This window comes from Dactylosporangium sucinum, assembly GCF_014647515.1.
Lineage (GTDB): Bacteria > Actinomycetota > Actinomycetes > Mycobacteriales > Micromonosporaceae > Dactylosporangium > Dactylosporangium sucinum.
In genome coordinates this window covers 46,173-63,169 of record NZ_BMPI01000030.1, presented here as the reverse complement: position 1 = coordinate 63,169, position 16,997 = coordinate 46,173, and the positions used below count along the sequence as shown (strand labels likewise).

Annotated in this window: 17 protein-coding genes; 5 read left to right on the top strand and 12 right to left on the bottom strand. The window is 74.5% G+C overall.

Going from position 1 to position 16,997, the window contains the following annotated elements; translation table 11 throughout:
• The first annotated feature begins 15 nt into the window (after positions 1-15).
• Positions 16-576: a TetR family transcriptional regulator gene (locus IEZ31_RS28285; protein WP_190253036.1), complete on the top strand. Its 561-nt coding sequence runs from the start codon at positions 16-18 to the stop codon at positions 574-576.
• Here IEZ31_RS28285 and IEZ31_RS28280 read toward each other — a convergent pair.
• The 12 genes from IEZ31_RS28280 to IEZ31_RS28225 all read right to left on the bottom strand — a co-directional run bounded on the left by IEZ31_RS28280 (position 569) and on the right by IEZ31_RS28225 (position 13,370).
• Positions 569-976 carry a DUF1257 domain-containing protein gene (locus tag IEZ31_RS28280; RefSeq protein WP_190253035.1) on the bottom strand — a complete coding sequence of 136 codons (408 nt, stop codon included), beginning with the start codon at positions 974-976 and terminating at the stop codon, positions 569-571. The two genes, IEZ31_RS28285 and IEZ31_RS28280, sit on opposite strands and share 8 nt — an antisense overlap.
• An 18-nt stretch (positions 977-994) precedes the next feature.
• Entirely contained in the window at positions 995-2,587 is a 1,593-nt protein-coding gene (locus IEZ31_RS28275; RefSeq protein WP_190253034.1) for an Hsp70 family protein, read from the bottom strand.
• Positions 2,584-4,587, bottom strand: a complete 2,004-nt coding sequence (locus tag IEZ31_RS28270) for a hypothetical protein (protein ID WP_190253033.1) — start codon at positions 4,585-4,587, stop codon at positions 2,584-2,586. Before IEZ31_RS28270 ends, IEZ31_RS28275 begins: the two co-directional genes overlap by 4 nt.
• 32 nt (positions 4,588-4,619) lie before the next feature.
• On the bottom strand, positions 4,620-6,191 hold the full coding sequence (locus IEZ31_RS28265) for a Ycf46 family AAA ATPase (protein ID WP_190253032.1): 1,572 nt from the start codon (positions 6,189-6,191) through the stop codon (positions 4,620-4,622).
• Positions 6,188-6,727: a 4Fe-4S cluster-binding domain-containing protein gene (locus tag IEZ31_RS28260; protein ID WP_190253031.1), complete on the bottom strand. Its 540-nt coding sequence runs from the start codon at positions 6,725-6,727 to the stop codon at positions 6,188-6,190. The genes IEZ31_RS28265 and IEZ31_RS28260 overlap by 4 nt, the downstream gene beginning before the upstream one ends.
• Positions 6,718-6,918, bottom strand: a complete 201-nt coding sequence (locus tag IEZ31_RS28255; protein ID WP_229835919.1) for a DUF2997 domain-containing protein — start codon at positions 6,916-6,918, stop codon at positions 6,718-6,720. Before IEZ31_RS28255 ends, IEZ31_RS28260 begins: the two co-directional genes overlap by 10 nt.
• A 157-nt stretch (positions 6,919-7,075) precedes the next feature.
• Entirely contained in the window at positions 7,076-7,753 is a 678-nt protein-coding gene (locus IEZ31_RS28250; protein WP_190253029.1) for a dienelactone hydrolase family protein, read from the bottom strand.
• Between the two features lie 101 nt (positions 7,754-7,854).
• Positions 7,855-9,525, bottom strand: coding sequence for a tannase/feruloyl esterase family alpha/beta hydrolase (locus tag IEZ31_RS28245; protein ID WP_229835918.1), 1,671 nt, complete (start codon positions 9,523-9,525; stop codon positions 7,855-7,857).
• A 38-nt stretch (positions 9,526-9,563) separates the two neighbouring features.
• Entirely contained in the window at positions 9,564-10,592 is a 1,029-nt protein-coding gene (locus IEZ31_RS28240; RefSeq protein ID WP_190253028.1) for an amidohydrolase family protein, read from the bottom strand.
• Positions 10,589-11,599, bottom strand: coding sequence for a VOC family protein (locus IEZ31_RS28235; RefSeq protein WP_190253027.1), 1,011 nt, complete (start codon positions 11,597-11,599; stop codon positions 10,589-10,591). The genes IEZ31_RS28240 and IEZ31_RS28235 overlap by 4 nt, the downstream gene beginning before the upstream one ends.
• The gene (locus tag IEZ31_RS28230) at positions 11,596-12,672 is read right to left on the bottom strand and encodes a 4-oxalomesaconate tautomerase (protein ID WP_190253026.1); all 1,077 of its coding nucleotides are present in this window, start codon (positions 12,670-12,672) and stop codon (positions 11,596-11,598) included. Before IEZ31_RS28230 ends, IEZ31_RS28235 begins: the two co-directional genes overlap by 4 nt.
• Positions 12,669-13,370, bottom strand: a complete 702-nt coding sequence (locus IEZ31_RS28225; protein WP_190253025.1) for a 4-carboxy-4-hydroxy-2-oxoadipate aldolase/oxaloacetate decarboxylase — start codon at positions 13,368-13,370, stop codon at positions 12,669-12,671. The genes IEZ31_RS28230 and IEZ31_RS28225 overlap by 4 nt, the downstream gene beginning before the upstream one ends.
• Before the next feature lie 174 nt (positions 13,371-13,544).
• On the opposite strand from IEZ31_RS28225, the gene IEZ31_RS28220 reads away from it, so the two are divergent.
• From IEZ31_RS28220 to IEZ31_RS28205, 4 genes are read left to right on the top strand one after another with little or no spacing between them, the layout of a single operon-like run.
• On the top strand, positions 13,545-14,546 hold the full coding sequence (locus IEZ31_RS28220) for an ABC transporter substrate-binding protein (RefSeq protein WP_190253024.1): 1,002 nt from the start codon (positions 13,545-13,547) through the stop codon (positions 14,544-14,546).
• Positions 14,543-15,376: an ABC transporter permease gene (locus tag IEZ31_RS28215; protein WP_229835917.1), complete on the top strand. Its 834-nt coding sequence runs from the start codon at positions 14,543-14,545 to the stop codon at positions 15,374-15,376. Before IEZ31_RS28220 ends, IEZ31_RS28215 begins: the two co-directional genes overlap by 4 nt.
• Positions 15,373-16,158, top strand: coding sequence for an ABC transporter permease (locus IEZ31_RS28210; RefSeq protein ID WP_229835916.1), 786 nt, complete (start codon positions 15,373-15,375; stop codon positions 16,156-16,158). The genes IEZ31_RS28215 and IEZ31_RS28210 overlap by 4 nt, the downstream gene beginning before the upstream one ends.
• 2 nt (positions 16,159-16,160) lie before the next feature.
• On the top strand, positions 16,161-16,961 hold the full coding sequence (locus IEZ31_RS28205) for an ABC transporter ATP-binding protein (RefSeq protein WP_190253022.1): 801 nt from the start codon (positions 16,161-16,163) through the stop codon (positions 16,959-16,961).
• Positions 16,962-16,997: the final 36 nt, after the last annotated feature.

The following is a 16,997-nucleotide window of genomic DNA, read 5'->3' as shown; positions in this document are numbered from 1 at the left end:
ACTATGATCGGGGTCATGAGTCGATGGGAGCCCAACGCCCGCGGCCGGCTGGAGCAGGCGGCCCTCGCGCTCTACCGCGAGCGGGGGTTCGAGCAGGTCACCGTGGCCGAGATCGCCGGGCGGGCCGGGCTCACCGAGCGCACCTTCTTCCGGCACTACGCCGACAAGCGGGAGGTGCTGTTCGCCGGCTCGGCCGCCCTGCAGGAGCTCCTCGTGCGGGGCGTCGCCGAGGCGCCCGCCGACGCGAGCCCGATCGCGGCCGTCGTGGCGGCCCTGGCGGCGGCCGGCGAGCAGTTCGACGCGCGCCGCGACCTCGCACGGCAGCGGCAGGTCGTCATCGAGACCAACCAGGAGCTGCTGGAGCGCGAGCTGGTGAAGCTCGCGACGCTCGCCGAGGCCCTCGCCGGCGCGCTGCGCGGGCGCGGGGTCGCCGCACCGGCCGCCGACCTGGCCGGGCAGGTCGGCATCGCGCTGTTGCGGGTCGCGTTCGTCCGCTGGGCCGCCGACGCCGACGACCGGCGGCTGGAGACGCACGTCCGCGCGGCGTTCGCGGAGCTGCGCGACGAGCTCAGGTGAGGCGGCGCAGCGTCAGCCGCAGCGTGCCGTCGGCGTCGCGCTGCTCGGTCGCCACCTCGAAGCCGTTGGCCGCGGCGTAGCGCAGCGTCGCCGCGTGCGCGTAGTGCTGCGACACGGTGCCGAGCCAGGCCTCGTCGTACTGGCGGCGGTCGTACTCGCTGATGATGGCCTCGAACGTGCCGTCGGTCGTGCGGCGGAAGCCGAGATCGTTGCTCGCCTCGCCGAGGTGGGCGCGGCGGACGATGACCTCGGCCCGCTCCGGCCGGGCGTCGCCGTGGTAGCCGAACAGGGTCTGCGGCTCGTCGTGGACCTCGACGGCGGGGAAGCCGGCCGCGCCGAGCGCGTTCGCCAGCAGGCCGGCGTCGCGCAGCGCGGTCCGGACGCGGGTGAAGTGGGACATCGGATACCTCCGGGGACGTCAGGCGAGCCGCACGACCGGCCGCCGGTCCAGCAGCCAGGTCTTGCGTTCGAGGTCGAAGGCGGAAACGGTGAGCCGCTTCTGCGAGTCGATGCGGAACTCCAGCAGGAACCGGTCGGCGCCGGCCTCGGCCGGCGGGTCGGCCTCCAGGAACGTCGGGCTGTCCTCGTTGAGCCACAGCGTGCTGCGCTCCTGGCGCTGCCGGTCGGTGACGCCGACGGCCCGGGCGCCGCCGTCGCGGTCGAACACGATCTCCAGGTCGGCGCCGCCGTCGCGGGCCGTCGCGTGGGCCAGCTCGTACACGGCGAGGCCGAGCCGCCGCTGGCCGCTGCGGACCCCGCGGATGGTGAGCGACCGCACCGGCTCCTCGGTCGGGTACGGGGTGCCCGCCGCGACGAGCGGCTCGAAGCGGTACACCCCGGAGGACTGGTCGACGTGCCGGATGGCGTAGTCGTGCTGGATGTGGTCGTGCAGCTCGCGCCCGCCCGCGATGCCGGCCGCCCCGACCGCGACGGCTTCCAGCGGCCGGTCCAGGTGCAGCACCCCGGGTTCGAACTGCAGCTTCAGCAGCTCTTGTACCGCGGGAATCAGGCTCGTGCCGCCGACCAGGAACACCCGCGCCAGGTCCCCGGCCGGGTAGCCGCGGCCGGCGGCGGCGTCGAGCACCCGGCGCAGGGTCCGGTTGACCCGGCCGAGCACGTCCTCCTGCCTGAGCAGCCGCTCGAACTCGTCCCGCCCGACCCGGACGGGCCGCGCGACCCCGGGGACGGCCACCGTCGTGGACTCGGTGTGGCTCAGCGACACCTTGGCGGTCTCGGCCTCCCGCAGTACCGCCGCGAACAGTTGATTGTGGTGGACCGGATCGCGCGGCGCACCGCCCGACCGCTCCAGCAGGTGCCGGGCCAGCAGGGCGTCGACGTGGTTGCCGCCCAGGTCCACGCCGGCCTTGGCGATGACCCGCACGCCGGCCCCGCCGCCCGCCTCGTCGGGGTCGCGCACCCGCACGACCGACACGTCGAGGGTGCCGGCGCCGAAGTCGAAGACGCAGAACGCGTCGCCCGGGCTCATCCGGCCGCCGTACCCGACGGCTGCGGCGGTCGCCTCGTCGACGACCCGCAGCCGGGCCTGCGGCAGGTCGGCGCCGACCTCGCTGACGAGCCAGTCGCGGTACGAGTCGAAGGTCTCCACCGGCGCGGTCGCGACGATCTCCAGGTCGTCGGCGCCGACCGCGAGCACGGCCAGGGCGGTGACGCCGCGCAGGAACTCGGTCGCCGCCTCCCGGCCGCTGACCCGGTGCTCGCCGATGCGCCGCGGCACGTCGGCGACCCGGCCCGACAGGTGGCTCTTCATCGACCGGAAGACCGTGGCACCGTCCGGCGGCAGGGTGAGCGCGCCGGCGCCGAGCACGGACGACAGCCGGCCGTTCGCCGCACGGTAGCCGATGACGGACGGCACGACCCGCTGCAGCAGCCCCGGCACGGGCTCGCGGAGCACGTCGTAGCCGGGCAGCGCGACGGGCTCGGCGCGCCCGGCGTCCCACCGCGCCACCACCGTGTTCGCCGTGCCGAAGTCGATGCCGATCCGTTCGGTCAATCCCGCTCCCCGGTCGCGACGACGATGTCGGTGTCGCCCGCCGGACGGACCGGGCCGCCCAGGGTGATGTCGGTGGCGAACCGGGCCCGCAGGCAGTCGTGCAGCACCGTCAGCAGCTCCCGGGCGGCGGGCGCGGCCGGGCCGTTCGCCAGCTCGTCCCGCACGGTGCCGAGGTCGGCCGGCGCGAGGTCGCCGAGCGGGCGGGTCGCCAGCTCGTACGCCGGGTGCGGCCGGACCACGACCTCGCGCGCCAGGCCGACGGCGACCCGGCCGGCGGCGGCCCGCGGGTACGGGCGGCCCGGCAGGAGGCCGATGCCGTCGAGGTCGCGCGGTTCCAGCGTGAGCGCGTCGCGGAGCCGGGAAGCGCGCCGGCCGTCGGCGAGCACGAGCAGGCCGGCGCCGTCGACCGCGTCGAGGTCGTCGGCGCCGGGCACATCGGTGGCGGCCTCCTCGGTGAGCCGGTCCCCCTCGAACCGCCAGCGGGTCAGCCGGGGTGTCGCGCCGGCCCGGTCGAGCGCGACGAGCTGGTCGGCGGCCGCGAACGCGACGCCCCGGAAGCGGGTGCCGGGCCGGGTGAGCACCGGGGCGCCGGCGCCGTCGAGCAGGACCACCGCCTCCTCGACGCCGACCGCCAGGTGCCGGCCGTCCGGGGCGACGGCCAGCCACTGGCCGTTGTCGTCGTGGTGCATCGACCGGCGGACCGGCCCGGCGGAGCGCTCCACCCCGTCCGGGCCGCCGAACAGCAGCGTGCCGTCGGTCCGCAGCGCGACGAAGCCGGCGCCGAGCCGCCACACGCCGGTGAACCCGGCCGGGCCGTGCAGGATGCTCTGCCGGCCGTCGGCGGACCGGCGCAGCCCGGCGGTCCGGCGCGCGTCGGCCGCGGCGGCGTCGACGATCGACTGTCCGAAGTAGACCATGCCGCGGCGCCGGCCGGCCTGCCCGCCGACCCGCCGGTTCGCGTACCGGTGCACGACCCGGCCGGTGGCGAGATCGACGTCGTCGAGGATCTCCCATGCGCCCGGTTCCGCGCGGTACCGCACGGCGAGGCGGGACGCGTCGGGCGACAGCGCCAGCTCGTCGAGCGTGCCGCGCACCGGCACCCGGACCGGCGCCGACAGCTCGGCCACGGCCCCGGGCAGCCGGTCCGGGTCGGCCGCGACGAGCACCGCGAACAGCTCGGCGTCCCGGCCGGGTCGCCACGGGCCGAGCCGGTGGGCGGCGGCGACGGCCTCGGCGACCGGCAGGTCCCAGATCATCCGCCAGGCCGCCGGCCGGTCCCCGCGCCCCGTGAGGTGCTCGACGACGAACGCCCGGTGCGCCGGTTCGCGCCCGACCCGCCCGGCGGCCAGCGACCCGAGGTCCACGCCGGCGTCGGCGCCGGCCAGCGCCGCGAGCAGCCGCCCGCGCCGCTGCGCAGGGGCCGCCGCGAACGCGGTCGCCAGCAGCGCACCGTCCGGGTCCAGCGCCCGGTACCGGTCCGGCTCGCCGGCCAGCAGCAGCAACGCGGCCGCGTCCGGCGGGTCGGGCGGCAGCACGCCGTTGGCCACGCACCACGCGGCCAGGCCCGGCCGGTCGAACGCGAGCCGGCTCAGCTCGGCGAGCACCGCGTCGTCCGCGCAGTCGAGGACCCGGTCGCGGGCGAGCGCGGCGACCGGGTGGCCGTCGTCGCGGCCGGCGGCCTTGACCGCGGCGGCCCGCACCATCGGGTCGTCCAGACTCGCCCCGTCGAGCGGCGCCCCGGTGAGCCAGGCCAGCGCGCGCACCCACGGCCCGCCGGTCGGCCGCCCGCGCAGCAGATCCCACAGCACCGGATCCGGTACCGGCGGGCCGAGCACCACCAGCCAGAGCTGCTCGGCCAGTCCCGGCGGCAGGGTGGCGCCCGGGCGCAGGTGGCCGCGCCGTCGCAGGAGCCGCCGCAGCGCCCCGGTCGCCGCGCGGTCACCGTCGGCAGCCGCGGTGAGCAGCGCGGTCCACCCGGGTCCGGTGAGGGAGCCGCGCACCGCGGCCGCGCGCAGGTGGGCGCCGAGCCGGTTCAGTTCAGGTCACCGTCCCAGTGGTCGCGGGTGTCGAGCTCCAGGCCGGGCACGCCGCCCACCGGGGCCTGCGGGTCGGCGGCGACCGAGGCCGGCTGGGCCCGCCCCTGGCGCATCCACGCCCGCAGGTGCTCGACCACCTCGCGCTGGGAGCGGCTCAGCGGGACGGTGTGCAGCAGGGCGTCGGTGACGTCGGCGGTGCGCACGTCGCGGTCCTCGGCGAAGGCGTGGTACATCGCGTCGACGACGGCCTGTTCGAGCTCGGCGCCGACGAAGCCGTCGGAGATCTGGGCCAGGTGGTGCACGTCGAACGCCTCCGGGTCGCGGCGGCGCTTGCGCAGGTGCACGGTGATGATCTCGCGGCGCTCCCGCTCGGTCGGCAGGTCGAGGAAGAACACCTCGTCGAACCGGCCGCGGCGCAGCGTCTCGGGCGGCAGCGCGGTCACGTCGTTGGCGGTGGCGACGACGAAGACCGGCGCGGTCTTCTCCTGCATCCAGGTGAGCACGGTGCCGAGAACCCGCTGCGAGGTGCCGCCGTCGTAGCCGCCGGACGCGAGCGCCTTCTCGATCTCGTCGACCCACAGCACGCAGGGGGCGATCGTCTCGGCGAGGGTCAGGGCCAGCCGCACCCGCTCCTCCGACTCGCCGACGAGCGGGCCGAACAGCGCGCCGACGTCGAGGCGCAGCAGCGGCAGCCGCCACAGGCCGCCGATCATCTTGGCGGTGAGGCTCTTGCCGGTGCCGGGGATGCCGACGAGCGCCAGGCCCTTCGGCGCCGGCAGCCCGAAGCGCTCGGCCTCCTCGCCGAAGGCCCGCTCCCGCAGGTTCAGCCAGCGCTTGAGGGCGTCGAGGCCGCCGACGTCCGCGCTCGTCTCCTCCGCCGGGTGGAACTCCAGCGCACCGCTCTCCCGCACGACGGCCTGCTTCTCCAGCAGTACCGTGTCGATCCCCCGGTCGTCGAGGGCGCCCTCGCGCACGATCGCCTTGGCGAACGCGCGCTTGGCCTGGGCCACGGTGAGGCCGAGCGCGGCCTGGGCGAGCCGGGCCCGCCCGGGGCCGGTGAGGGTCGAGCGCACCCCGGCGGTGCCGTCGACGAGCGCGTCGAGCTCGCGGCGCAGCTGCTCGGCGGTCGGCAGCGGCAGGTCGACCAGGACGGCGTCGTTGCGCAGCTCCACCGGTACCGTGCGGGCCGGAGACAGCACGACAAGCGACGCCCCGGTGTAGACGAGCTGCTGGGCCAGGTTCTTGAGCTTGCGCCGGATGCGCGGGTCGCGGCCCCAGAACTCGTGGAAGTCCTTGAGGACGTACAGGTCGCGCCGCTCGGGGTGCTTGGTCGCCAGTTCCCGGATCTTGTCGAGGGCGGTGCCGGGGTCGCCGGTGTCGGGCAGCGCTCGCTTGGCGGCCGAGGAGAAGTGGTCGGCGAGGTCCCAGGTGACCAGATCGGCGGTCGCGTCGCGGTCGCGGCGGACCTCGTCGAGGATGTCGACGGCGCGCTGCTCCTCGGTGGTGACGACGACGATGAGCGCCACGCGGGCCCGCAGGTACAGCCGGATCTCCTCGGCGATCGTCATGTGCCGACCATCCCTGTCGTGGTCACGGTGCCGTCGGCGGCGATCAGCACCTCCAGGTCGGGCAGCGCCTCGAGGTCGGCGGCGCGATAGCGGGCGGTGCGCCACCAGTACTCCTTGTTCGCGGACCCGCGCAGCCGGGCGCCGAGGTGCCGGCGGCGCTGGTAGCGGCCGGCGACGACGAGGTCGGCGTCGGCGACCGCGGCGCGGCGGGCCGGGTCACGCTCGATCTCGGCCCTGGTGAAGCCGGTGAGCACGATGAGGCCGAGCCCGGTGGGTCGCAGCGCCGCCCCGAACGCGGCCACCGGGGCGGGCTGTTCGAGCGGCTCCCCGCCGCTGAGGGTGACGCCCTCGACCCCGTCCGCGAGGGCCGTCGCGACGAGGTCGTCCACCGACCGGGCGGTGCCTCGTGCCGGGTGCGTGCCCGGGTTGAAGCAGCCGGGGCAGCCCAGCGAGCAGCCCTGGACCCACACGACGAGGCGCTCCCCCGGCCCGTTGGCCCGGCTGCGCCGCAGCACGCCGTGCAGGGTCAGGTCCACTGCCGGCGCACCTCGTCGGTCTCGACGGCCACGTAGGCGTCGGCGGTCAGCTCCTGGGACTCGACGTCGCCGCCGAGGAGGGTGACGAGCTGCTCGGTGTCGTCGACGCAGGCCATCCCGTCGACGCCCTGGACGTGCATCGAGACCTTCCCGTCCGGCCCGATGACGACATCGACGATCTCATCTGCCACGAAGCCCATCGTGCCACACGGCGTCGACACCCCCGCCCGCCTCGCGCCGCCACCCACTGGCGTCGATCTTGCAGTTGTGGTGCCTGACAAACCCGGACATTCACGGAGTGTCCCGGCACCACAGGTGCAAGATCGACGCGAATGGGGGGACGGACCGTTAGCGGCGGTGCGGGGTGGATGGGGTCGGTGCGGTCAGGTGGGCCGTGAACCAGTCGCCCGCGAGCCCGGCCACCACGTCCAGCGTGCCCGCCTCCTCGAAGAGGTGGCCGGCGCCGGCGACCGTGCGCAGCTCGACGGGGCAGTGCAGGGCCGCGCGGGCCCGCTCGTTGAGGTCGAGGACCTGCAGGTCGAGCGCGCCGACGAGCAGCAGGGTCGGCGCGGTGACGTCCGGCAGCGCGGCCGCGGCCAGGTCGGGGCGGCCGCCGCGGGAGACGACCGCCCGCACGGCGCCGGGGCGGGCCGCGGCGGTGAACAGGGCGGCCGCCGCGCCGGTGCTGGCGCCGAACAGGCCGAGCGGCAGCCCGGCCGTCTCCGGCCGCGAACCGGCCAGGTCGGCGATCGCGGTGAGCCGGTCGGCGAGGCGGGCGATGTCGAACGTCACGCCGCCCTGCCGCTCCTCCTCCGGGGTGAGCAGGTCGGCGAGGAGCGTGCCCAGGCCGCGGCGGCGCAGGGCCGCGGCGACCGAGCGGTTGCGCGGGCTGTGCCGGGAGCTGCCGCTGCCGTGCGCGAACAGCACCAGCCCGCCGGCCCCGGCGGGCACGCTGAGGTCCCCGGCGAGGTCGACTCCCGCGGCCGGCAGCTGCCAGGTCGTCGTGACGGGTGAGGTCGACTCCATACCGCCTGCGTACCCCAATTCCGCGGATTCCACGCCACGTCGCCAGGGTGACCTTGGTGGGATGCGCCGGTGGTGCCCGCGGGCACCACCGGCGCGGGGGGTCACATGACGAGCTTGCCGTTCACGGCGCGCGGCCAGGTCTGGTAGCCGTGCGAGAACAGCCGCTCGCCGACCCAGGCGGCGTCGTTGCGGACCTCGATGCGCGGGGTGAACGGGACGAAGTTGGCGGCGTCGTCGATGCTGCCGGAGCCGTCGTAGCGGGCCACCGTCGGGTACGGGAACACCGGGCGGGTGCGGGTCGCGCCGGCCGCGACGATCCGGCCGGGCGCGGTGGCCCGCTCCACCCACGACATCAGCGGCGTGAGGACGTCGAAGGTGTTCGGGCCCTCGCCGCCGCCGCAGTGCGCCATGCCGGGGAACAGGTAGAGCCGGGCGAACCGGTCGACGCTGCGTTCCCCCATGGTGCGCCGCACGCTGTCCCAGTAGACCAGCGTGTTCTGGGTCGAGATGTGCTGGTCGTTCCAGCCGTGCCAGAGGATGAGCTTGCCGCCGCCGCGCTGGAACGCGCCGAGGTCGGGGTCCAGCGCGGCCAGGTAGGTCGACGACGGCAGCACCGTCCGCCAGAACGACTCGACGGTGAACTGCAGTTCGCTGAGCCGGTAGGCCGGGTTCGGGTGGTTCGGGTCGGCCAGGTACCGAAGATACGACAGCGCGAAGTTCTCGCTCGCGACGGTCTGGCCCTGGGCGGCCGGCACGAACAGCGTCCATTCGAGCTCGGAGCCCCACGGGTGGGCGACGGCGGGCTCGAGCCGGTTGCCGCGGGCGTCGGTGGCGCCGTCGTGCAGCTTGCGCACCACGGTGGCCTCGGCCGGGGTCAGGCAGGTCGCCGGGTCCTGGGCCGCCGCGCAGTGCAGGCTCGCCGGGTCGAAGCGGCACAGCCGCGGGTCGTCGATCAGCCCGTCGGCGAGCCCGTCGATCCGGTCGCAGGCCCGGAGCACGGCGGCGTGCACGAGCGGCAGCTTGCCGGACAGCAGGATGAAGTCGCCGTTCGCGTCCTTGTTCGCCAGGACGTTCCAGGCGTGGTGGAAGGTGTTCTGCACCGCCATGTTGTTCGCGGGCGCCCCCGCGGCGATGCCGTCGAAGTCGTCCGGGTAGCGCTGGGCCTCCATGAGCGCCTCGCGGCCGCCGTCGGAGCAGCCGGTGAAGTACGAGTAGGCCGGCGCCCGGTGGTAGAAGGCCTTGATGAGCGCCTTGGCGGCCACGGCGGTCTCGTGGACGCCGCGGTAGGCGAAGTCGATCTGGGCCTGCGGGTTGCCCGCCGCCCACGAGCCGTCGTTCTGACCCTGGTGGCCCATGTCGGTGGTGGCGCTGGCGACGGTGCCGTCGGCGATCACCGGGCAGCCGGAGGACTGGCCGTAGTTGATGCTGGCGTTGCCGCACAGGCCGCCGCAGCCGGTCTGCACGTAGCGCTGGGTCCAGCCGGTGACGGGCAGCCGGACGACGATGGTGTTCGCGGGGGCGATGGTGCCGCGAACCTCGCAGTAGGGGGCCGCACCGGTGGTCACGACGGTTGCGGACGTGATCGTGACGCCCTTGAGCTTGACGCCGATGACCTCGGCGCACGGCATGACGGGCTGGACGGCGGCCAGGTCGGCGAGGCCGCCCGGGCCGCCGGGTGCGCGAGCCGGCTGGGCGGTGGCGGGGGTGGCGGCGGCGGTCGCGGTCAGGAGCAGTGCGGCGGCGACCAGGAGGGTGCGGACGGGTCTGTGCACGGTGCGTCTCCTCGGGGGTTGAGTGACGTGGTGCGGGGTCAGGCTGCGGCGGTCTGCCGGCGCAGCAGGGCGGCGTCGAGGCGGGGGTACACGCGGCGGGCGTTGGCCTCGTAGACCTTGTGGCGGTCGGCTTCGCTCAGGCCGAGCGCGTCGACGTAGCGGCGGGTGTCGTCGAAGTGGTGGCCGGTCTGCGGGTCGACGCCGCGCACGGCGCCGACCATCTCCGAGCCGAACAGGATGTTGTCGACGTCGATGACGCCGAAGAGCAGGTCGATGCCCGGCTGGTGGTAGACGCACGTGTCGAAGAAGACGTTCGGCATGACCGCCTCGGCGAGCGGGGGCCGGCCGAGCATGTCGGTGAGCCCGCGGAAGCGGCCCCAGTGGTACGGCACGGCGCCGCCGCCGTGCGGGATGACGAGCCGCAGGCCCGGGAAGTCCCGGAACAGGTCGGCCTGCAGCAGCTGCATGAACGCGGTGGTGTCGGCGTTGAGGTAGTGCGAGCCGGTGGCGTGGAAGCTGGGATTGGTGACGGCGGAGACGTGCACCATGGCCGGCACGTCGAGCTCCACCATGGCCTCGTACAGCGGATACCAGCTGCGGTCGGTGAGCGGCGGCGACGTCCAGTGCCCGCCGCTCGGGTCGGGGTTGAGGTTGCAGCCGACGAACCCGAGCTCCGCCACGCAGCGGCGCAGCTCCGCGACGGAGTGCGCGATCGGCGCGCCCGCCGACTGGGGCAGCTGGCACACGCCGGCGAAGTGCTCGGGGTACAGCTCGACCACCCGGGCGACGAGGTCGTTGCAGGCGCGGGTCCAGGCGGCGCTGACCGCCTCGTCGCCGAGGTGGTGGCCCATGGCCGAGGCGCGCGGCGAGAAGACGGTGAGGTCGACGCCGCGCTCCCGCATGAGCCGCAGCTGGCTGTCCTCGACCGAGGCACGCAGCTCGTCGTCGGAGATCGCCGGGTACTCCGGGGCGGCCCGCCCGGCCCGGTACGCGGCCTCCTGCGCCGTCCGCCAGGCGGTGTGCGCCGCGGGGGCGGTCGTGTAGTGACCGTGGCAGTCGATGATCACTCGGGATCTCCCGCCGCGTCGTCGAGGACCGGCGTGCCGTGGGTGTGGAAGGACTCGATGGTCTTGAGCCCCCACGCCTGGCCCTTGGCGCGCTCCTGCCTGGTCCAGCTGATCGTCTTCCAGTCGGGCGCGAGGATGAGCCGCGCGCCGGCGTTGCAGAGCTCGATGCGGTTGCCGCCCGGCTCCCACACGTAGAGGAAGAACGTCTGCTGGATCGCGTGCTTGTGCGGGCCGGTCTCGATGTGCACGCCGGCGTCGAGGCAGACGTCGGCGGCCCGCAGGATCTCCTCGCGGGTGTCGGTGGCGAACGCGACGTGGTGCAGCCGGCCGCGGGTGCCGGTCCAGTCCTCGGTGTAGACGAGGTCATAGGACTTGTTGCCGACGGAGTACCAGATCGCCTGCGGGCTGCCGTCGTCCTTGACGATCTGCTCGGTGCAGCGGGCGCCGAGCACGTCGCGCAGGAACGCCGAGGTGGCGGGGACGTCGGCGGTGAGGTAGTTGACGTGGTCGAGGCGGCGCAGGTTGGCGCCCCGGCCCGGGTAGGCGGCGGCCTGGTTCTTCAGCGCCGGGCGGTCGGTGTCGTCGGCCCGGTACCACTCGACGTCCCAGTACAGGCCGAGCTCGTGGCCGTCGGGGTCGGCGAACAGGTGCACCTCGCCGAGGTTGTGCACGTCGGTGGCCACGCCGCGGCTCGCACCGGCCGCGCCGACCGCAGCGGTGAGCCGGGCGAGCGCCGCCGGGCTCGCGGCCCGCAGGTACGTGCGCCCGATGCCGGCCCGGTCGCGCCGGATCAGCCGGACGGTCCACGACTGGTAGTCGTCCCAGGTGTGCAGGTACACGGAGTCGTCGTCGCGGTGGACCTCGCGCAGGCCCATGACGCGGACGAAGAAGTCCGCCGACGCCTCCAGGACGGGGGTGAACAGCTCGATCGGCCCGACGTGGGCGATGTCGCGGCGCCCGTCGGGGTCGTGGGTGAGCTGCGGAGCCGGGTTCAGCGGTGGGTTCATCCGGTTGCCTTTCCAACGCTTCCAGACCGGGGCCAGACCAGGCCGTCGGACAGCTTGCGGGCGGTGCGCACGACCGTGCTGCGGCGCACCCGTGTCGCCGCGCCGTCGGGGTCGAGGGCGACGGCCACGTCGAACGTGCCGGTCGGGTGCTCCACGCGGACCAACTCGTCGCCGGTGCCGTCGGCGGGGTTCGCGACGGTGCCGGGCGTGCGCAGGGCCACCGCGACCGAGACGGCGCCGAGCACGCCGATCGCGGCGTGGACCCGGTGCGGGATGAAGGTCCGCGTGGTCACGGTGCCGCCGTGGCGCGGCGCGGAGACGACGGTCATCTTCGGTACCGTCGAATCCCGGACGTCACCGAGGCCCATGGCGGCGCCGGCGGCGAGGCGCACCGACTCCACCAGCGCGCGCAGCTCCGCGTCGTCCTCCAGCACCGCCGGGGCCTCGTCGCCGGCCACCCCGAGGTCGGCGGCGCGCAGCAGCACCACCGGCATGCCCGCGTCGACGCAGGTGACGTCGAGCCCGGCGATGGAGTCCACGATCCGGCCGGTGGGGAACACCGGGGCGGCGCCGCCGGGGAACGCCAGGTGGATGGGGGCGGCCGGGAACGGGGTGCCGGCCATGGCCATGTCGCCGTCGTAGCGAACCCGGCCACCCGGCGTCTGCACCGTCGCCTCGACGAGGCTGGCGGTGGGGTTGACGATCCGGATGCGCACGGTGGTGGTGTCGCCGGCGACGGGGACCAGGCCGCGCTCGATGGCGAACGGCCCCACCCCCGCGAGCAGGTTGCCGCAGGTCTGCGCGTCGGTGACGACCGGCCGGTCGGGCACGACCTGGAGGAAGAGGTAGTCGACGTCGGCGGCGGGGTCCTCCGACCGGGAGACGACGGCGACCTTGCTGGTGAGCGGGTGGCCGCCGCCGAGGCCGTCGACCTGCCGCTCGTCGGGCGAGCCCATGACGCGCAGCAGCAGGTCGTCCCGCTCGGCGGGGTCGGACGGCAGGTCGTCGCGCAGGAAGTAGGCGCCCTTGGAGCTGCCGCCGCGCAGCTGCATGCACGGAATGCCGTCGATCATGCCGGGTCCTCGGGAAGCCGGTCGACGTACCGCACGCCCAGCTCGTCGAGCAGGGGCCGGAGGTTGTAGAGGTCGACGCCGAGGGTGCCGGCGGCGAGCCGCTCGCGCTTGCCGGCCTCGTTCGCCAGCCGCTCGGCGGCGGCGCCGGCCACGGCCCGGCCGCGGGCGGCGGGCAGGGCGAGCACGCCGTCCTCGTCGGCGACGACGATGTCGCCGGGCCGGACGAGCTGCCCGGCCGCGACGACCGGCACGTTCACCGAGCCGGGGCTGGCCTTGACGGTGCCCTGGGCGTGCACGGCCCGGGACCACACCGGGAAGCCCATCTCGCGCAGCGTGGCGATGTCGCGCACGCCGGCGTCGATGACCAGGCCGAGCACGCCGCGGGCCCGCAGCGAGGTGGCGAGCAGGTCGCCGAACATGCCGTCGGTGGACGGCGAGGTCGTGGTCACGACCAGCACGTCGCCGGGCCGGCAGACCTCGACGGCGGCGTGGATCATGAGGTTGTCGCCGGGGTGGCAGGAGACCGTGATGGCCGAGCCGGCGATCGCGTGGCCGGTCTGGCGGGCCTGGATCGCCGGGCCGAGCAGGCCGACGCGGCCGGCCGCCTCGTGGGCGGTGGCGACGCCCGCCTCGCGCAGCGCGGCGATGACGTCCGGTTCGGCCCGGTCGACGGACCGGACCACGTAGTGCGTTGCCATGTTCAGACCCTCGAACAGCGCGCCCAGATTGTCAACAACTTCGCAATCACGAGGTTCACACTGGCTTGAACAGCAGGCAAGATTGACTTCACAATTGTTGACGATATGTGTAACGTCCGCCTCGTCGACTCCGCGCGCGCCCCGCCGGGCGCTCGCCGTCCACCAGGAGGACCCATGCCCCGACCCCACGCCCCCACCGGAGCGGTCCAGTTGCGTCGTCGTTCCGTCCTTGCCCTCGGCGCCTTCGCCACCCTCGTCACCGCCGCCGGGTGCGGCGACGGCGGCACGGGCACCGCCCCGACCTCGTCGGGCGGCGTCACCAAGGTCAAGATCGGCGTCATCCCGATCGTCGACGTCGCGCCGATCTACCTCGGCGTCAAGCAGGGCTTCTTCACCGCGGAGGGGCTCGACGTGACGCTGGAGACCGCCCAGGGCGGCGCGGCGATCGTGCCGGCCGTCGTCAGCGGGCAGTACCAGTTCGGGTTCAGCAACACCACCTCGCTGCTGCTCGCGAACTCGCAGGGCCTGCCGCTCAAGGTCGCCGCCGCCGGGGTCGCCTCCACCGGCAAGGAGGGCGAGGACTTCGGCGCCGTCGTCGTCAAGGCCGACAGCCCGATCAAGACGGCCAAGGACCTAGCCGGCAAGCGCATCGCCGTGAACACCCTGAAGAACATCAACACCACGACGATCAACAACGTGGTGAAGAAGGCCGGCGGCGACCCGTCGACGATCAGCTTCGTCGAGCTGGCCTTCCCGGACATCGCCGCGGCCGTGGCGAAGGGCGACGTCGACGCCGGCCAGGTCGTCGAGCCGTTCCTGACCATCGCCACCGGCCAGGGCTTCCGGCAGGTGGTCTCCAACTACGCCGGCACCGACGCCGACCTGACCGTCGGCATGTACTTCACGTCGCAGCAGTTCGCCCAGCAGAACCCCAAGCTGGTCACCGCGTTCACCGCGGCGATGCAGAAGTCGATGGAGTACGCCGCCGCGCACCCCGACGAGGTCCGCGCGGTCCTGAGCACGTACACGAAGATCGACCCGGCCGTGCAGGCCAAGCTCGTGCTGCCCAAGTGGCCGAGCGCGGTCGACCGCGACTCGGTCCAACTGCTCGGCGACCTGGCCAAGGCGGACGGCCTGATCACCAAGCCGCTGACCCTCGACACGCTGCTGCCGTGACGCCTGCCGCACCGACCACCGAGGGGCCGGTTTCCGGCCGGCCCCTGCGGCAACCGCTGTTCGAGCGGTGGCGCCAGCCGGCGCTCGGCCTCGCCGGCCTGGCCTTCGTCGTCGCCCTGGTCGAGGTCCTGCCCCGCGTCGGCGCCGTCGACCGCCGGTTCCTGCCGCCGTTCAGCACCATCGCCCGCAGCCTCGGCGGCGCGCTGGCCGACGGCGGGTTCTGGACCGCGCTCGGCCAGACCCTGCGCGGCTGGGCGCTCGGCCTCGCGATCGCGATGCTCGCCGGCATCGTCCTCGGCGTGGTGATCGGCAGCGTGCCGCTGCTGCGCGCGCTCACCGCCTCCACGATCGAGTTCCTCCGGCCGATCCCCTCGGTCGCGCTGATCCCGCTCGTCGTGCTCATCTACGGCAGCCAGCTGCAGTCGGCGCTCGTCCTGGTGGTGTACGCGGCCTTCTGGCAGGTGCTCGTCCAGGTGCTCTACGGCGTGGCCGACGTCGACCCGGTCGTTCGCGACACCGCCCGCTCCTACCGGTTCTCCCGCTGGGCGGTCGTGCGCACCGTCGTGTGGCCCACCGCCCTGCCGTACGTCGTCACCGGGTTCCGCCTCGCCGCGGCCGTGGCCCTGATCCTGGAGATCACGGCCGAGCTGATCATCGGCGTGCCCGGCCTGGGCCGCTCGATCGGCGTCGCGCAGAGCTCCGGCGCCGTGGCCGAGACCTACGCGCTCGTCATCGTCGTCGGCGTCGTCGGCGTGCTCGTCAACGCGTCCGCGCGGGCCGTCGAGCGGCGGGTGCTGCGCTGGCACACCTCGGTACGGGGGGATCTGTGAAGGCGCGAGAACTCCTGCGGCGCGCCGCGCTCGCCGCCGGCCTGCCCGTCGTGCTGGTGGCGGTCTGGTGGTTGGCCTCCGCCGGCAGCACCAGCTTCTTCTGGCCGCCGCTGGCCACCATCGTCCGGGCCTTCCCGGAGACGTGGACGCTCGACCCGATCCTGCACGACGTGCTGCCCAGCCTGGCCCGGCTGGCCGTCGGCTACCTCATCGCCGTCGTCGCCGGGGTGGCCGCCGGCACCGCGATCGGGTCGTCGCGCACGCTGCGCGCGCTGTGCGAGCCGACGCTGGAGTTCTTCCGGGCCATCCCGCCGCCGGTGCTCATCCCGGTCATCGCGCTGTTCGCCGGCTACACCGGCTGGACGGCGAAGCTGGTCACGATCGCGCTGGGCTGCCTGTGGCCGATCCTGCTCAACACCGTGGAGGGGGTCCGGTCCGTCGACGAGGTCCTGCGCGACACCGCCCGCTCCTACCGGCTGGGCCGGCGCACCACGCTGCAGCACGTGATCCTGCGTGCGGCCAGTCCGCGCATCGTCACCGGCGCCCGCCAGGCGCTGTCCATCGGCGTCATCCTCATGGTCATCAGCGAGCTGTTCGGCGCCAACCGCGGTCTCGGCGCGGCGATCGTGCAGTTCCAGCGCGGCTTCGCCATCCCGCAGATGTGGACCGGCATCATCCTGCTGGGCCTCATCGGCGTCGCCCTCTCCGCGCTGTTCCGCCTCGTCGAACACCGAACCCTGGCCTGGTACCGCGGGCTGCGCCAGGCCGAACGGGAAGGCTGACCATGGAAACCGGAGCTGCCGTCGCGCTCGACGTCGACGGCCTGGCCAAGACCTACACCGGCCACGGCCGCAGCGTGGAGGCCGTGCGCGACCTGACCTTCCGGATCGGCAAGGGCGAGCTGGTCTGCATCGTCGGCCCGTCCGGCGCCGGCAAGACCACGCTGCTGCGCTGCATCGCCGGCCTGCTCGACGGGTCCGGCGGCCGGATCACCCTCGACGGTACCGCCGTCACCGGCCCGCCGCCCGGCATGGCCGTGGTGTTCCAGGAGTACGGCCGCAGCCTCTTCCCCTGGCTGACCGTGCGCAGGAACGTCGAGCTGCCGCTCAGGGAGAAGGGCCTGGGCCGCGCCGAGCGGACGGCGAAGGTCGACGCCGCCCTCGCCGCCGTGGGCCTGCTGGAGAACGCCGACGCCCACCCGTGGCAGCTCTCCGGCGGCATGCAGCAGCGCGTCGCGATCGCCCGCGCGGTGGCCTACGAGCCGAGCGTGCTGCTCATGGACGAGCCGTTCGCCGCCGTGGACGCCCAGACCCGGGCCGACCTCGAGGACCTGGTCCGCAAGCTGTGGCAGCAGCTCGGCGTCACCGTCCTGTTCGTCACGCACGACATCGACGAGTCGGTGTACCTCGGCCAGCGGGTCCTGGTGCTGTCGAACCGGCCGACGGTCATCCTCGAGGACGTCCGGATCGACCTGCCCGACGAGCGCGACCAGCTGCAGACCCGCTCGTCGCAGCAGTTCGCCGACCTGCGGACCCGGGTCTACGAGCTGGTCCAGCTGGCCAAGAAGGGCCACCGCCCGTCATGAGCGACGTCCTCGGCCGGCTGCGCGCGGCGATCCTGC

Coding starts and splice junctions, on each gene's coding strand:
- IEZ31_RS28230 (WP_190253026.1), bottom strand. CDS start 12,672: ATGATCGACGGCATTCCGTGCATGCAGCTGCGCGGCGGCAGCTCCAAG.
- IEZ31_RS28205 (WP_190253022.1), top strand. CDS start 16,161: ATGGAAACCGGAGCTGCCGTCGCGCTCGACGTCGACGGCCTGGCCAAG.
- IEZ31_RS28235 (WP_190253027.1), bottom strand. CDS start 11,599: ATGAACCCACCGCTGAACCCGGCTCCGCAGCTCACCCACGACCCCGAC.
- IEZ31_RS28225 (WP_190253025.1), bottom strand. CDS start 13,370: ATGGCAACGCACTACGTGGTCCGGTCCGTCGACCGGGCCGAACCGGAC.
- IEZ31_RS28285 (WP_190253036.1), top strand. CDS start 16: ATGAGTCGATGGGAGCCCAACGCCCGCGGCCGGCTGGAGCAGGCGGCC.
- IEZ31_RS28220 (WP_190253024.1), top strand. CDS start 13,545: ATGCCCCGACCCCACGCCCCCACCGGAGCGGTCCAGTTGCGTCGTCGT.
- IEZ31_RS28250 (WP_190253029.1), bottom strand. CDS start 7,753: ATGGAGTCGACCTCACCCGTCACGACGACCTGGCAGCTGCCGGCCGCG.
- IEZ31_RS28280 (WP_190253035.1), bottom strand. CDS start 976: ATGTCCCACTTCACCCGCGTCCGGACCGCGCTGCGCGACGCCGGCCTG.
- IEZ31_RS28265 (WP_190253032.1), bottom strand. CDS start 6,191: ATGACGATCGCCGAGGAGATCCGGCTGTACCTGCGGGCCCGCGTGGCG.